Genomic DNA, 15843 nt, shown 5'->3' on the forward strand with positions numbered 1-15843 from the left:
GCCCTCAAGTACCCGGAATCGCAGGGCAAGGCCACCCGGATCCTGGAGCTGCTGGCCTCCAACACGCAGATCAAGTCCTTTCTCGCTGACCGGACTTGCCGGATCACGCTGGAGAAGCGGACGACGGAGACACGGCGAACGTGGTCGACAAGGGAGCCGAGGGCGTCTTCGTCACACTGGCCTCCTACTACCTCGAGAACTACGACATCGGCTACATCGTCGGCATGCTGTGCCATGAGTTCGGATGCATCCGATGGCGCAGGTCACCCCCGACATGGGCCGGGAGGAGGAGAACTTCCGGGCCATGCCCTACCCGGTGCCGGGCCTCGAAGGGAAGGACGTTCCCGACGGATTCGCGGCGATGAACTCCGCCACCGCCAAGCAGCCCGACCACGTGCTCGGCGTCATCCCCGGAAGCCCGCGGTACACCGTCTACCGTGACGTCACCCTGGAGATGGCGGACCTGCTGCTGCGCGACGTGCACAACAGGGAGGAGGGTGCCCGCGAGCGGGACGTCACCGACCTGATCGACTGCTTCCTCATGGATGTGGCGTCGATCGCCGCGACGAACGACAACCGTGTGCGCGGCATGCCGATCCCGGGCAACAGCGAGGGCGAGGTGATCCGCACGGACATCGCGGCGGTGTACAACGCCTACAGGGCCCGCCTCTCCCAGGACCTGCCCCTGGGGCGCCAGCCCGTCAAACCCCTGTTCCCGCCGGACAAGACCCCGGAAGCCGTCAAGGCCGACTTCGCCATCCTCCTCAAGCGCATCGCCAAGGGGAAACTCTGGGCCTGGAGCATCGACAACAGCGACTGAAGCCCCTAGCGAATGGGGCCAACAGCGACTGAGGCCGCGACAGCGACCGGGGCGAATGGTGACCGGGGCCGACAGCCGCTGGCGCCGAGGCCGACGCCGGTCAGAGAATCGCGCGCACCGGATTTTCACGGGTCGAGGCGTCCGGAGTATCGGACATCCCGCATGTCCACTGTTACGATTCAGTAGAGTTCGCTGCTCAGTCGGGCACCCTGCGATCAGGCTGTCCAAGACCTTCCCCAGGAGACTCCCATGGCGCGCAGGACCGGCCGCGTGACGGCGACCGACGTCGCCAAGGAGGCGGGGGTCTCGCAGACCACGGTCAGCTATGTGCTGAACGACGTGTCGCACCAGAAGATCTCCGACCGGACCCGGCGCAAAGTGCTCGAAGCGGTGGCGAAACTGGGTTACGAACCCTCGGCCGCCGCACGCGCCCTGCGCCTGGGCCGCAGCGATCTCGTGCTGCTCTTCCTTCCCGACGTTCCCGTCGGCGGCACACTGACCGCCCTGGTCGAACTGCTCGGCGACGAACTGGAGCGGCACGGCCTGAACCTCGTCACGCGGCGCGAGCGGCACGCCCCGCTCAAGGCGCTGTGGCGTGAGCTCATGCCGGCGGCCGTGATGACGGCCTTCGACGTCGCCGACGACGACGTGGCCGGCATGCGGGCGGCCGGCATCCACGTGGTCAGCGCCGGGATGGGCCCCGTGGTCGCCCCGGGTGTCCTGACCGTTCCCCAGACCCTGATCGGCACGATGCAGGTCGACCGGCTCGCGGCGACGGGACACACCCGCATCGGCTACGCCGCTCCCGGGGACCCCCGACTCCGGGACTTCCTGGACCTGCGACTCGACGGCGCCCGTACCGCCTGCAAGGAGCGGGGTCTTGAGCCGCCGGTCGTGCTGGAGGTGCCCCTCGACATCTCGGCGGCCGCCGCGGCGGCGGAACAGTGGCACTCAACCGTTCCAGCCGTCACCGGCGTGTGCGCCTACAACGACGAGACGGCCTTCGCCCTCCTCGCCGGCATGCGCAGGGTCGGCCTCGCCGCCCCCGGCGACCTGGCCGTGATCGGCGTGGACAACGACAAGTTGGCGCCGTTCGCGGTACCGCCGCTGACGACGATCGACAACAACCTCGATGTCGCCGTGGGCCGCCTCGCCCGCATGATCGTCAGCGGCGTGACCGGTCAATCCCAGCCACAGACGCCCCAGGTGACTCCGCTGACGCTGGTGGTACGCGAGTCCGCCTGACGCCGACGGGCCCGGTCCGGGTTGGACCGGTCCCACGGAGGCCGAGCCGGTCCTGACGCAGGCCAAGTCGGTCCGACGCGATCCGAGTTGATCCCAGTCGACCCGAGTCGATCCGACCCAGGCCGCTCTGACCAGGACGTCTTCGCCCGATTCCGGGAAAGCCCTTCTCCCCGCGCGACATGTCGCCGCCGCCTGTTGCGGCTCGCCACCCTTCGTCCGGATATCCGCTTCCCAAAAAGCTGATGCACGGCCCTTGTGGTCCACCCATCGCGGGGCTACGTTACGCATACGTTTCACTTGTACGTATCAGTGGCTGATTTCGGACCCACCGAAAAACGGTGGACAGATAGCCCCCTTCCGCCAGGAACGGCTGACCGCCAAGAACGGTCCAGGCCGCGTCAGGACCTGGTTTCCCACTCCCTCCGAGGCCCTTGAGGGCGGCTCGCCGCTCGATGCCGTCCGGTCAACCACTCACCAGCGGAGCACCCATGCGAAGAATCGCGCTGACCGCCGTATCGGCTGTCCTGATGTTGTCCGCGGCCGCGTGCGGCTCGGGATCGGGATCCGGTTCGGGCAAGGCGGCCACCGGCGGCACCCTCACCCTGGCCCCCCTGGTCGCGGCCCAGCCGTGGGATCTGGCCGACGCCGGTCTCGGCAACAACGCGCAGTACTACCAGCCCGTATACGATTCGCTGCTCCGGCTGTCCCCGACGGCCGACGTCAAGCCCAACCTGGCCACCAAGTGGTCGTACAACGCGGCCCGTACGGTCCTCACGATGACCCTGCGCTCCGGCGTCAAGTTCACCGACGGCACCGCCCTGGACGCGACGGCAGTCAAGACCAATCTGCTGCACACCGAGAAGGGCACCAGCGAGGCCGCCGGCCAGCTCAAGGGCATCACCGGCGTCGACGTCGTCAACGCGACCACGGTCGCGATCAAGCTCTCGGCCCCCGACCCCTCCCTCGTCCCGAACCTCGGCAACGTGGCCGGCATGATCGCCAGCCCCAAGGCCATCGCCGCGGGCACGATCAAGACCACCCCGGTGGGCTCGGGGCCGTACACCCTGGACAAGTCCGCGACCACGGACGGCAGTACGTACACCTTCGTGCGCAACCAGGACTACTGGAACAAGGCCGCCTTCCCCTTCGACAAGATCGTCCTCAAGCCGCTGACCGATCCGACCGCCGTGCTCAACGCGCTGCGCTCGGGGCAGGTCAACGGCGCCCTGCTGGCCAGCGCCAAGAACGTCGCGCCGGCAAAGAGCAGCGGGCTGACCGTCACCAAGTACACCTCCGGTGACGTCGAGGGCGTCTACATCTGGGACCGCGAAGGAAAGATCGTCAAGGCGCTCGGCGACGTCCGGGTCCGGCAGGCTCTGAACTACGCCTTCGACCGTTCCACGATCGTCAAGACGGCGAAGCAGGGGCTCGGCAAGGCGACGACCCAGATCTTCAACCCGGGCGGCTCGGCCTTCGACAGCTCGCTCGACTCCAAGTACACCTACGACCCCGTGAAGGCCAAGCAGTTGCTGGCCGAGGCCGGCTACCCGAACGGCTTCTCGGTCACCGTCCCGGACGTGTCGTCGGTCTTCCCGGACCAACAGGCCGCCATGGTGCAGCAGTTGGAGGACATCGGGATCAAGGTCAAGGTCGACAAGATCCCCGTCACCCAGTTCATCAGCGGCCTCCTCGCGGGCAAGTACCCGCTGTCGTACATGACGTTGGCCTCCTTCCGCCCCTGGGACACCATCCAGATCGAGGTGGCGAAGAGCGCGCTGTGGAACCCGCTGCACAGCTCGGACCCGAAGGTCACCGACCTCATCACCAAGGCGCAGTCGGCGACCGGTGCCGCCCAGGACGCGCTGTTCAAGCAGCTCAACACCTACCTCGTGGACCAGGCGTGGAACGCGCCCTGGGACTCCGTGGAGAACACCTACGCGACGACCAAGGGTGTGACCTTCACCCCGCAGACGTTCGCCGCCGTCCCGCCGATCTACAACTTCAAGCCCACTGGCTGACCCGGACGGCACGCCGGGCGGGAACGGTGGTGCCGCCCCCGCCCGGGCGCCGGTCAACACCGGTCAGGGAAAGGCAAGGTGGAGAGACTAATGATCGTTTTCTTGGTCCGGCGCGTCGTCGCCGGGCTGGTCCTGGTCCTGGTGATCGCGACCACGACCTTCGCGCTGATGGGCCTCACCGGCTCCGATCCGGTGCGCCAGATCGTCGGACAGACCGCGACCCAGCAGCAGGTGACCGCCAAGTCCGCCGAACTCGGGCTCGACCAGCCCTTCGTGGTCCGCTACGGCCACTGGCTCGCGGACGCGGTGCACGGCAACCTCGGCAGCTCGTGGTTCAGCGGTGAGTCCGTGACGAGTTCGCTGGAGAACAAACTGCCGGTGACCCTGTCGATCGTGCTGGCCGCGCTCCTGGTGTCGGCCGTGCTGAGCACGGTGCTGGGCGTGGCCGCCGCGGTCCGCCGGGGCGCCCTGGACCAAGTGGTGCAACTGCTCGCGGTGCTGGGGTTCGCCGTACCCAGCTTCCTGGTGGCCCTGGTGTTCGCCGTCGTGATCGGCGTCGACCTGGGCTGGCTACCAGCGACCGGTTACGTCCCGCTGGCGGACTCGGCGGGCGGCTGGCTCCGGTCGATCACCCTCCCCGCGCTGTCGCTCTCCGTCGGAGCGATCGCCGCCACCGCCCAACAGGTGCGCGGCTCCATGGTCGACGTCCTGCGCGCGGACTACGTACGCACCCTCCGCAGCCGTGGCATCAGCGAGCGCAGCCTGCTGTTCCGGCACGCCCTGCGCAATGCCGCCCCGGCCGCGCTGACCGTGCTGGCCCTGCAGTTCATCGGCCTGGTCGGCGGCGCGGTGGTGGTCGAGAAGGTCTTCGGCCTCAACGGGATCGGCAGCCAGGCGACCAGCGCAGGCTCGCAGGGCGACACCCCGGTGGTCATGGGCGTCGTCGTGGTCATGGTCGCCCTCGTCGTGGTGGTCAACATCCTGATGGACCTCGCGTACGGCTGGCTCAACCCGAAGGTGCGTGTGGGATGAAACTTCCCGACTCCGACGACACGACGGGCGCGGTCGCCCCGGCCGTGGCCGCGCAGGGACGGGCGGGAATCCTGCGCCGGCTGCTGCGCAACCCGGTGGCCGTGACCTGCCTGGTCCTGCTCGCGCTCATCTCCCTGGCCAGCCTCTTCGCACCCCTGCTGACCAGCCAGGACCCGGCCCGCTCCTCACTGACCGACAGCCTCGCCCCGATGAGCGGCAAGCACCCCCTGGGCGGCGACGGCGTCGGCCGTGACGTACTGGCCCGACTCCTCTACGGCGGCCGCACCAGCCTGCTCGGCGCGCTGCTCGCGGTGGCCGTCGCCGTGGTGATCGGCGTGCCCGCCGGTCTGGTGGCCGGGTACTACCGCAAGTGGTTCGACGCCGTGAGCAGTTGGGTGTCCAACCTGCTGATGGCCGTACCGGCGATCATCGTGCTGCTCGTCGTGATGTCCGCGGTGGGGCAGAACACGTACCTCGCCATGGCGGTCTTCGGCGTGCTGATGTCGCCGGGCGTCTTCCGGCTGATCCGCGCCTCGGTGATCTCCGTACGCGAGGAGCTGTACGTCGACGCGGCACGGGTGTCCGGCCTGACCGACGCCCGGATCATCCGCCGGCACATCCTGCCCGTCGTGCAGGCGCCGACCATCATCCAGGCCGCCCAGATGCTCGGCCTCGGCATCGTCATCCAGTCCGGGCTCGAGTTCCTCGGCCTGGGCTCGGCGACCCAGGCGAGCTGGGGCTCCATGCTCAACGACGCCTTCGGGAACATCTACACCAAGCCGGAGTTGATGGTCTGGCCCGGGCTCGCGCTCGCCGTGACCGTCGCCGCGTTCGGCCTGTTGGGCAACGCCCTGCGGGACGCGCTGGACGGGACTGCCGTGACCGGGCGGAAGCCGTCGCGTGGCGCTACGACCCGTAAGCCGGGCGCGGAGAAGAAGGCGCCGCCCGTCATCTCCGAGGCGCAGGACACGGACGATGCCCTGCTGGTCCTCGAAGGCCTGACGGTCTCCTATCCGACGGCCCAGGGCGAGAAGACCGTCGTCGACGGCGTCTGCTTGACCGTGCGCCGGGGCGAAGTACTCGGACTCGTGGGGGAGTCGGGCTCGGGCAAGAGCCAAACCGCCTTCGCCATCCTCGGGTTGCTGCCCAGGGAAGCCCAAGTCGCCACCACCCGGCTGGAGTTCGACGGCACGGAGCTGGGGCGCCTCGGCCGCGCGGCCATGAACCGCTACCGCGGCCACCGGATCGCCTACGTCCCGCAGGAACCCATGTCCAACCTCGACCCCTCCTTCCGTATCGGCGCCCAACTGGTCGAACCGGTACGCCGACACCTCGGGCTGTCGGCCGCCGAGGCGAGGACCAAGACCCTCGGCCTGCTGGAGCGCGTCGGCATCTCCGACCCGGAACGGGTCTTCCGCGCCTATCCGCACCAGATATCCGGCGGTATGGCGCAGCGCGTCCTCATCGCCGGCGCCGTGTCCTGCGAACCGGATCTGCTCATCGCCGACGAGCCGACCACGGCGCTCGACGTGACCGTGCAGGCCGAGGTGCTCGACCTGATGCGGTCCCTGCAGAGCGAGCGGAACATGGGTGTGATCCTGGTGACCCACGACTTCGGCGTGGTGGCCGACCTCTGCGACCGCGTGACGGTGATGCAGACCGGCGCGGTCGTGGAGTCCGCACCGGTGGACCAGTTGTTCGCCGATCCGCAACACCCGTACACCCGCATGCTCCTGGCGTCCACGCTGGAGGACGCCGAGCCGCGGTCCGCGCTGAGCCTGAGCCGCACCGTGTCGGCGAGCGCGGCGGGAGCAGTGGGCATCGCGGGAACCACGGACCCCGCAGGCGTCACCAACAGTGCGGGCATCACGAACACCGGACGTCAGGAGGGTCCGGCATGACCGGGACATCGAACGGGACCATGAACGGGACACCGCGCAAGGAACGCCCGGCCGAACCCCTGCTGGTGGCCGAGGACTTGGTCGTGGAGTACCCGTCGAAGGGCTGGCGCAAGCCGCCGTTCCGGGTGCTCAAGGGCGTGTCGATCAGCATCGGCGCGGGCGAGACGCTCGGGCTGGTCGGTGAGTCGGGCTCGGGCAAGACCACGCTGGGCCGGGCCGTCCTCGGACTGGCCCCGATCGCCTCCGGCACCGTCCGCTTCGACGGCAAGGTCATCTCGGGTCTCGGCGCGAAGGAACGCCGGGCGCTGAGCAGCGACATCCAGGTGGTGTTCCAGGACCCGTACACCTCCCTCAACCCTGCGATGACGGTGAACGACATCCTCAGCGAACCGCTGCGCGTCGCGGGTACCCCTCGGGCGGAGGCCGAGAAGCGGGTGCGGGATCTGCTCGACCACGTACGGCTGCCCGCCGACGCGGGGGAGCGGCTGCCACGGGAGTTCTCCGGCGGACAGCGCCAACGCATCGCCATCGCACGGGCGTTGTCCCGGGACCCGAGGGTCATCGTCTGCGACGAACCGGTCAGCGCACTGGACCTGTCGACCCAGGCCCGGGTACTGGACCTGTTCGTCGAGATCCAGGAACGCACCGGCGTCGCCTACCTCTTCGTCACCCACGACCTCTCCGTGGTCCGGCACATCAGCCACCGGGTCGCGGTCATGCGCGGCGGGGAGATCATCGAGACCGGCGACGCGGCGACCGTCACCACCGCACCCCAACACCCGTACACCCAGCGGCTGTTGCTCGCCGCGCCGGTGCCGGACCCGCAGCGGCAGGCGGAGCGCCGGGCCGAACGGCGACGGCTGGCGGCGGTCCTGGCGGCCGGCACCTCCACGGAAGTTCCCACCAACGCCTCGATGTCGGGAGACCGAGCATGACGCTGCCCAACCCCACCGTCCCCGGCTTCCACCCGGACCCCAGCATCACCCGCGTCGGCGACGACTACTACCTCGCCTGTTCCAGCTTCGAGTACCTCCCCGGCATACCGCTGTTCCACAGCCGCGACCTGGTGCACTGGGAGCAGATCGGCAACGTGGTGACCCGGCCGGGGCAGTTGGCGGTGGAGAAGGTCCCGACGCTCGGCGGTGCCTGGGCGCCCACCATCCGGTTCCACGACGGCCGCTTCTGGCTGGTCGTCACCGACGCGATGGGGCGCGGCAGTCTCATCTTCACCGCCGACCGCGCCGAGGGCCCCTGGTCCGACGGCATCGTCATGGAAGGCGTGCCCGGCATCGACCCAGACCTCGCGTGGGACGCCGACGGCACCTGCTTCGTCACCTACTCGGGACTCCAGCTCGACGGAGACCGCGCCGGCGAGCACCTCGGCGTCCAGCAGGTCCGCATGGACCTGGAAACGGGCCAAGCCCTCGAAGAACCACGGTCGTTGTGGTCGGGCACGGGCCTGATGTTCCCCGAGGCGCCGCACCTCTACGAGATCGACGGCACCTGGTACCTCCTGATCGCCGAGGGCGGCACCGAACGCGGGCACTCCGTGAGCATCGCCCGCGGTCCCCGTCCGGACGGCCCCTTCGAAGGCTGCCCGGCCAACCCGGTGCTCAGCGCCCGCAGCACCGACCGCCCGGTCCAGAACACAGGCCACGCCGACCTCGTACGCACCCCCGACGGCGGCTGGGCACTGTTCCTGCTGGGCATGCGCCCCGGCGGACTGACCAGGGCTTTCTCCCCCATGGGCCGGGAGACGTTCAGCACCACGCTGGAATGGGTCGACGGCTGGCCGGTGGTGCAGCCGGTCCAACTGACCCCGCCCACCGCACCGGTTGAGCACCACGACGACTTCACCGGCGCCCAACTCGGCCTGGAATGGCTGTCGATACGGACCCCGGCCGCCGACTGGTCCTCTCTCACCGAGCGCCCGGGCCACCTCGTCGTACACGCCGACGGCTCGACCATGGACGACCCGCGACCCCGTTTCGTCGGCCGCCGCCAGCAGCACCAGGCGGCCGTCTTCTCGGTCCGCGTGGACAGCGATGGGGGAGTCGGCGGGTTGAGCCTGCGGATCGACGAACACCATCACTACGACGTCGAGGTGGGCGCCGGCATCGCCCGTGCCCGCGCCCGGGTGGGTCAGCTCTGCCAGACCTGGGAACAGCCGCTTCCCGCCGGGCCGGTGACCGTACGGATCGAGACCGAGCCGGTCAGCGGCATGGGGCTCGACGCCCTCGGCCCGGACGTGGTCCGCCTGTCCGTCGACTCCGGCACCGGACCGGTCGAACTCGCGGCGCTCGACGGCCGCTACGTCTCCGCCGAGACCGCCGCGTCCTTCACGGGCCGAGTCGTCGGCATGTACGCCGCCGAAGGGACCGTCGCTTTCGACCGGTTCAGGTACCGGGGCGAGGACTGAGCCTGCCTCCCGTCCGAGACAGCCGACCGGCACCGAGAGAAAGTCACCAGCACCGTATGGGCACTTCCTCCCCACGCATGCTCTTCGGAGCCGCGTACTACACCGAGTACCAGCCGTACGAACGGCTCGCACAGGACCTCGACCTCATGGCCGAGGCCGGATTCAGCGTCATCCGGGTCGGCGAGTCGGTCTGGTCGACCTGGGAACCCCGCGAGGGCCAGTTCGCACTCGACTGGCTGCAACCGGTGCTCGACGCCGCCCAAGAACGCGGCATCAAGGCGATCATCGGCACCCCGACCTACGCCGTCCCACCCTGGCTGCGCCGCAAGTACCCGGAAACGGCGGCCCGTTCCGGCACCGGGCAGCCCATCCCGTACGGCATGCGGCAGGACGCGGACTACTCGCACCCCGCCTTCCGGCATCTCGCCGAGCGGCTGGTCCGCAAGATCGTGGGGCGCTACGCCGACCACCCGGCCGTCATCGGCTGGCAGGTCGACAACGAACCCGGGCTACGCATCTTCCACAACGACTCGGTGTTCCAGGGCTTCCTCGACCACCTCCGCGACCGCTACGGCGACGTCGAGACCCTCAACCGCCGCTGGGGGCTGACCTATTGGTCCCACCGGTTGCAGGACTGGGCGGACCTGTGGACCCCCGACGGCAACTCCACCCCGGCGTACGACCTCGCCTGGCGCCGCTACCAGTCGCAGCTGACGCAGGAATACATCACCTGGCACGCCGAGTTGGTGCGCGGCCTCGTACCGGAGCACCACTTCGTCACCACCTGCGTCGCCCTCGGCCAGCAGGGCCTGGACATCTCGGCCATCGGCAAGCCCCTCGACGTCGCCGGCGCGAACATCTACTACGCCACCCAGGACGGGCTGGCCCTGCCGGGTCCCGACGAGCCGGAGGGCGGCCTGTACCCGTTCTTCGTCGCCTGGTCAGGACCCGCCTGGCTCTACCTCCAGAACGACATGGCGCGCGGCATCCGCCAGGAACCGTTCCTCGTCATGGAGACCAACGCCACCTCGATCGGCGGCTCCGCCGACAACTTCCCCCTCTACCGCGGCCAGGCCCGCCAGGCCGTGTGGAGCATGGTCGCGCGCGGTGCCAGGATGATCGAGTACTGGCACTGGCACTCCCTGCACTACGGCGCCGAGACCTACTGGGGCGGCATCCTCGGCCACAGCCTGGAACCCGGCCGGACCTACGACGAACTCTCGGCAATCGCAGGGGAGTTCAAGCAGGCCGGCAGCGCGATCGAGGGCCTGCGCCCCCGCAGCGACGTGGCGATGCTGCTGTCCGCCGACAGCCGCTGGGCCATGGAGTTCATGGCACCGCTCCGGGGCAACACCCCTGCCTGGTTCGGCGATCCGCAGTCCTACGACCGCATCGTCGCCGCCTTCTACCGGGGACTGTTCGACGCCGGACTGTCCGTCGACATCGTTTCCCCGGAACAACTGCCGCCCAGTCCGGAGGAGTTGGTGGAACGCTGGCCGGTGCTGGTCGTCCCCGCGCTGTACATCGCGGACGATGCGACACTCGACCTGCTGCGCCGGTACGCCGAAGCCGGCGGCCACCTCGTGCTCACCCCGCGCACCGGCTACGCCGACGAGGAGGCCGTCGCCCGGCACACGGTGATGCCCGGAGTGCTGCGCCCCGCCACGGGAGTGCGCTACCAGGAGTTCACCAATGTGCTGACCCCGGTCACGGTCACCCAGGGGGACGGGACGTCGTACGGTCCCGCCCTGCACGGACACGCCACCGCCTGGGCCGATGGACTGATCGCGGAGGGCGCCACCGTCCTCGCCGGGTACGACCATGCGCACCTGGGCCAGTTCGCCGCCGTCACCACGCACGAGTACGGCGACGGCCGCGTGACCTATGTCGGTACCGTCCCGGACCGCGAGCTCTCGCGCAGCCTCGCGGACTGGATCGCCGCGGTCTCGGTCCCCTCCGACGCCTGGCGCGAGGACCGGCCGCCGTCCGTCACCTGTACGTCGGCCACGACCGCCGACGGCGCTGTCCTGCGCTTCGTCCACAACTGGGCCTGGGATCCAGTCGGTTACCGCCTACCAGGAGACGTCCGCGACCTCTTCACCGGCGAGCGCTTCGCCGCCGGAACCGCACTCGAACTCGGCTCCTGGGACGTCCGGTTGTTCATCGAGCGCGAGGGCGACAGTCCCTTGGACCGGACACCCACCGCCACCACAGTTCCCACCGCCCCCACTTCACCTTCACCTTCACCGAGGAGGACGCCGTGACCCGGCAGCCCACCACCGACGCCCCCTCCACCTCCTCCACTCCCTCCGCAACCGACGAAGCCGAGCTCGCCAGGCGCCTCGGCGCGCTCACCCTGGAGCAGAAGGTGCGGCTGCTGACCGGCGCCGACTTCTGGTCCCTCCACCCCGAACCCGCCGTAGGGCTACGCCGGTTGGTCGTCTCGGACGGACCCGCCGGAGTCCGCGGCGAGCTGTGGGACGAGCGCAGCCCCTCCGCCAACGTGCCCTCGCCCACCGCGCTCGCCGCCACCTGGGACGAGCCCCTGGTCGAACGGCTCGGCGGACTGCTCGCCAACGAGGCGCGCGGCAAGGGCGTCGACGTCCTCCTCGCCCCCACCGTGAACCTGCACCGAACCCCGTACGGCGGACGGCACTTCGAGTGCTTCAGCGAGGACCCGCTGCTCACCGCCCGCATCGGCGTGGCCTATGTGCAAGGTGTTCAGGGCGGCGGCGTGGCGGCCACCGTCAAGCACTTCGTCGGCAACGACTCGGAGACCCAGCGCATGACGCTCGACGCGCGGATCGGCGAACGCGCCCTGCGGGAGCTGTACTTGGCGCCGTTCGAGCGGATCGTCGGCGAGGGGCGGGTCTGGGCCGTGATGGCCGCGTACAACGGGGTCAACGGGCACCCGATGACCGAGAGCCCGCTGCTGCGCCAAGTGCTGCACGACGACTGGGACTTCGACGGCCTGGTGATGTCGGACTGGTTCGCCGCCCGTACCACCGAGCCGTCCGCCCGCGCCGCACTCGACCTGGTGATGCCCGGCCCGATCGGCCCGTGGGGCGACGCGCTGGTCGCCGCCGTACGCAAGGGCAAGGTCGAGGAGGCTCTCGTCGACGACAAGGTGCTACGACTGCTGCGCCTCGCCGCCCGGGTCGGCGCGCTCAGCGATATCCCCACCACAGCCACCCCACTCCACCACGACGCCGCTTCCGTGGCGACCCGACTGCGCGAGACCGCCGCTGCCGGATTCGTGCTTGCCCGCAACGAGGACGCCCAACTGCCCCTGGACCGGGCGGCGTTGAGCCGGGTCGCCGTCCTGGGACCCAACGCCGCCGCGGCCCGGACCCTCGGCGGAGGCAGCGCCACCGTCTTCCCGCCGTACACCGTCTCACCGCTCGGCGGCATCCGCGCCGCCCTGGGCGACGACGTCGAGGTCACCCACGGCGTCGGTGTCACCCCGCAAACTCGCGTACCCGCGGCGGCACTTGCCCACCTCCGCCATCCCGACGGCTCAGGCGAGGGCGTGGAGGTGAGCTTCCTGGGCGAGGACGGAACCCTGCTCGGCTCCGAGCGCCGTAGCGGAGGTGCCTATACCTGGATGGGGTCCTACGGCCCCGGAGTCCCGATCGGTGAGGTCGCCCGGGTGGAGGTGCGCACCGTGATCCGCGCGACTGACGCCGGCCGGTACGCCGTCGGAGGCTCGGGCATCGGACGCTTCCGGATGTCCGTCGCCGGGGCCGAGGTGTTCGACGTACGGCTTCAACTCCCGCCGGGCGCCGACCTGGTGGAGGGTCTGATGACCCCGCCGCAACGTCTCCACACCGTCGATCTGGCGGCGGGCGAGGAGACCGAGGTAGTCCTCACCCACGACATACTCACTCACGACACAGTCACTCACGACGCGGTCACCCACGATGTCGACTCGTCGGACGATGCTCTGGGCGACGCGGTCACCATGTTCCAGCTCAACCTCCAGCCGCCGCGCGGCAGCGACGACGAGGAGATCGAGCGGGCCGTGGCACTCGCCCGCGAGGCCGACGTCGCCGTGGTCGTGGTCGGCACCACCGAGGAGGTCGAGAGCGAGGGTTTCGACCGCGACAGCCTCGCCCTGCCCGGCCGGCAGGACGAACTCGTCCGCCGGGTCGCCGAGGCCAACCCCCGTACCGTCGTGGTCGTCAACTCCGGTGCGCCGGTGTTGCTTCCGTGGTCCGAGGAGGTCGCGGCGGTACTGCTCGCCTGGTTCCCCGGCCAGGAGTTCGGCAACGCGCTCGCCGACGTCCTGCTGGGCGTCGCGGAGCCGGGCGGCCGACTGCCCACCGGCTGGCCCGTGTCCGAGGAGGGGCTGCCCGCCACCGAGCCGGTCGACGGCGTACTCGCCTACGACGAGGGGCTGTTCATCGGCTACCGGGGCGACGGCCGCACCGGATGGCAGCCGCCCCGCTACGCCTTCGGCCACGGACTCGGCTACACCACCTGGGACTACGTCTCGATCGACGCCCCCGGCGAGCTGCCGTCCGGCGCCGATCTCACCGTAGAAGTACGGGTACGCAACAGCGGCACCCGGCACGGCAAGGAGGTTGTGCAGGTGTACGCCGGCCGCCCGGGCGGTGCCGTGGAGCGCCCGCTCCGCTGGCTCGCCGGGTTCGCCGTGGTCGAGGCGGCGCCCGGCGAGGAGGTCGTCGCGACGGTCACCGTGGCCGCGCGGGCGTTCGAGCACTGGGACACCGAAGGGGGCGGCTGGGCAGTCGAGTTGGGGACCTTCACCCTGGAAGCCGGACCGTCCTCGGCGACCCTGCCACTGGCCGTCGACATCGCCGTCGGCAACTCATGAGTGATACACGGCCGGAAGCGGACCCGGTGATCGCCCCCTGGCGGCAGACCGAGATCACCCTGACCGGGACCCGCGACCACGCCAACCCGTACACCGACCTCGACGTATGGGCCGAGTTCACGCACGATTCCGGGACCGTCCTGCGCCGCCCCGCCTTCTGGGACGGCGGCCGGGTCTGGAAGGTCCGGTTCGCCTCACCGCACACGGACGGCCGCTGGACCTGGCGCAGCGGCAGTTCCGTGGCGGACGAAGGACTGTCCGGGCCGGGCGGAACGCTCGTCGTACGCCCCGCCGCTGAAGACGCCAACTCCTTTCACCGGCACGGGTTCTGGCGTATGTCGCCCGGTGGGCGCAGCCTGGTGCACGCCGACGGGACACCCGCGCTGCTGGTCGGCGACACCGCCTGGGCCCTGCCCTGGCGGGCCACCGAGGAACAGGTCACGGAGTATGCGGCGGACCGGCGGGCCAAGGGCTTCAACGCGGCCCTGCTGATGAGCGTCCAGCCCGACATGGACGCGCGCGGCCCGCGCGACCGCACCGCCGACGAGGGCTTCGACGTCGGCTTCGAGGACCTGCCCACCGGACACCTCACCGCCCTGAACCCGGCGTACTTCCAGTACCTCGACCGGCTGATCGGTATCCTCCGCGACCAAGGGATCGTCCCCGTACTTCAGCCGCTCTTCCACGGGTTCGGCTGGAAGGGCCTGCGCGTGGCGGGCCCGGTGGTCCCACCGCAGGAGTACGCGCGCTACTGCCGCTATCTCGTCGCCCGCTACGGCGCCGCCCCCGCCGTCTACCTGGTCGGCGCCGACGGCGAGGGCCGCGAACCGCAGATCGCGGCGGGCGGCGCGGAGGTCGGCCACTGGGACGACTACGGCCAGCCCTGCGGCATCCACTACCGCCCGCACGCCGACAACTCCGCCCACCAGAGCGAGAGTTGGCTGCACTTCCAGTGGTGCCAGACCGGCCACATGGGCGGACACGTCCAGGAACGGGTCGCCGACATGTGGCGCAACACCCCCGCCAAGGCCGTCGCCAACGCCGAGCCGACGTACGAGAACACCGGCCGCCCCGGCCGCGCCGCAGGATGGTGGCAGGGGCACGAGGCCTGGAGCAACCTCTGCGCCGGCGGCACGATGGGCGTGGTCTACGGCGCGGCGAGCCTGTGGCAGTGGCGGCTGCACCCCGCCGAACCCGGCCACGAGGAGTTCTTCCTCGCCAAGGACGCCGGCTGGCGGGAGGCGCTGGACTTCGAGGGCTCACACCACGTCGGCCTGATCTCCCGCATCCTCGACGGCCTTCCCCTCACGGACATGCGCCCCGACTGGCGCTCCGCCCTCGCACCCCGGGGCCTGTCCGTCCCCGGCGTGCTGTACCTCTGGTACGCCGAGGAGGGCGGCCCCCTGTTCGTCACCGACCCGGAGAACGTCCCGCTCCCGTACCGGGTGATCGATCCCCGCACCGGCGAGACCGTCCGCGAGGGCGTGCGCGCCACGGATGCGGATCCCGTACCCGACAAAGGCGGAGCCCCACGGGTGTACATCTGCCATGACCCGAGCCGGAGTTGATCC

10 protein-coding genes are annotated in these 15843 nt (G+C 70.2%); all 10 read left to right on the forward strand.

Annotated features, from left to right (window positions below; translation table 11 throughout):
- Nucleotides 1-253 precede the first annotated feature (253 nt).
- The 10 genes from SPR02S_RS06810 to SPR02S_RS55260 all read left to right on the forward strand — a co-directional run bounded on the left by SPR02S_RS06810 (nt 254) and on the right by SPR02S_RS55260 (nt 15840).
- The gene (locus SPR02S_RS06810) at nt 254-820 is read left to right on the forward strand and encodes a hypothetical protein (protein ID WP_158697782.1); all 567 of its coding nucleotides are present in this window, start codon (nt 254-256) and stop codon (nt 818-820) included.
- A 249-nt stretch (nt 821-1069) separates the two neighbouring features.
- Entirely contained in the window at nt 1070-2065 is a 996-nt protein-coding gene (locus tag SPR02S_RS06815) for a LacI family DNA-binding transcriptional regulator (RefSeq protein ID WP_019056191.1), read from the forward strand.
- Nucleotides 2066-2553: 488 nt separating this feature from the next.
- Entirely contained in the window at nt 2554-4083 is a 1530-nt protein-coding gene (locus tag SPR02S_RS06820; RefSeq protein WP_019056192.1) for an ABC transporter substrate-binding protein, read from the forward strand.
- Between the two features lie 90 nt (nt 4084-4173).
- On the forward strand, nt 4174-5115 hold the full coding sequence (locus SPR02S_RS06825; RefSeq protein WP_019056193.1) for an ABC transporter permease: 942 nt from the start codon (nt 4174-4176) through the stop codon (nt 5113-5115).
- A complete protein-coding gene (locus SPR02S_RS06830; RefSeq protein ID WP_019056194.1) occupies nt 5112-7016 on the forward strand; it encodes a dipeptide/oligopeptide/nickel ABC transporter permease/ATP-binding protein in 1905 nt (634 codons plus the stop codon). Before SPR02S_RS06825 ends, SPR02S_RS06830 begins: the two co-directional genes overlap by 4 nt.
- Complete coding sequence (locus SPR02S_RS06835; protein WP_019056195.1) at nt 7013-7951, forward strand: ATP-binding cassette domain-containing protein; 939 nt, start codon at nt 7013-7015, stop codon at nt 7949-7951. The genes SPR02S_RS06830 and SPR02S_RS06835 overlap by 4 nt, the downstream gene beginning before the upstream one ends.
- Nucleotides 7948-9435, forward strand: coding sequence for a glycoside hydrolase family 43 protein (locus SPR02S_RS06840; protein WP_019056196.1), 1488 nt, complete (start codon nt 7948-7950; stop codon nt 9433-9435). The genes SPR02S_RS06835 and SPR02S_RS06840 overlap by 4 nt, the downstream gene beginning before the upstream one ends.
- Before the next feature lie 56 nt (nt 9436-9491).
- Nucleotides 9492-11699: a beta-galactosidase gene (locus SPR02S_RS55250; protein ID WP_019056197.1), complete on the forward strand. Its 2208-nt coding sequence runs from the start codon at nt 9492-9494 to the stop codon at nt 11697-11699.
- The gene (locus tag SPR02S_RS55255; protein ID WP_019056198.1) at nt 11696-14272 is read left to right on the forward strand and encodes a beta-glucosidase family protein; all 2577 of its coding nucleotides are present in this window, start codon (nt 11696-11698) and stop codon (nt 14270-14272) included. Before SPR02S_RS55250 ends, SPR02S_RS55255 begins: the two co-directional genes overlap by 4 nt.
- The gene (locus SPR02S_RS55260) at nt 14269-15840 is read left to right on the forward strand and encodes a glycoside hydrolase family 140 protein (RefSeq protein ID WP_245607511.1); all 1572 of its coding nucleotides are present in this window, start codon (nt 14269-14271) and stop codon (nt 15838-15840) included. Before SPR02S_RS55255 ends, SPR02S_RS55260 begins: the two co-directional genes overlap by 4 nt.
- The last annotated feature ends 3 nt before the right edge of the window (nt 15841-15843 follow it).

The organism is Streptomyces prunicolor NBRC 13075, assembly GCF_000367365.1.
GTDB classification, from domain to species: domain Bacteria; phylum Actinomycetota; class Actinomycetes; order Streptomycetales; family Streptomycetaceae; genus Streptomyces; species Streptomyces prunicolor.

What these genes read in the sequence shown, in the direction of transcription:
- SPR02S_RS06810 (WP_158697782.1), top strand. Translation starts at nt 254, where the DNA reads ATGGCGCAGGTCACCCCCGACATGGGCCGGGAGGAGGAGAACTTCCGG.
- SPR02S_RS06815 (WP_019056191.1), top strand. Translation starts at nt 1,070, where the DNA reads ATGGCGCGCAGGACCGGCCGCGTGACGGCGACCGACGTCGCCAAGGAG.
- SPR02S_RS06820 (WP_019056192.1), top strand. Translation starts at nt 2,554, where the DNA reads ATGCGAAGAATCGCGCTGACCGCCGTATCGGCTGTCCTGATGTTGTCC.
- SPR02S_RS06825 (WP_019056193.1), top strand. Translation starts at nt 4,174, where the DNA reads ATGATCGTTTTCTTGGTCCGGCGCGTCGTCGCCGGGCTGGTCCTGGTC.
- SPR02S_RS06830 (WP_019056194.1), top strand. Translation starts at nt 5,112, where the DNA reads ATGAAACTTCCCGACTCCGACGACACGACGGGCGCGGTCGCCCCGGCC.
- SPR02S_RS06835 (WP_019056195.1), top strand. Translation starts at nt 7,013, where the DNA reads ATGACCGGGACATCGAACGGGACCATGAACGGGACACCGCGCAAGGAA.
- SPR02S_RS06840 (WP_019056196.1), top strand. Translation starts at nt 7,948, where the DNA reads ATGACGCTGCCCAACCCCACCGTCCCCGGCTTCCACCCGGACCCCAGC.
- SPR02S_RS55250 (WP_019056197.1), top strand. Translation starts at nt 9,492, where the DNA reads ATGGGCACTTCCTCCCCACGCATGCTCTTCGGAGCCGCGTACTACACC.
- SPR02S_RS55260 (WP_245607511.1), top strand. Translation starts at nt 14,269, where the DNA reads ATGAGTGATACACGGCCGGAAGCGGACCCGGTGATCGCCCCCTGGCGG.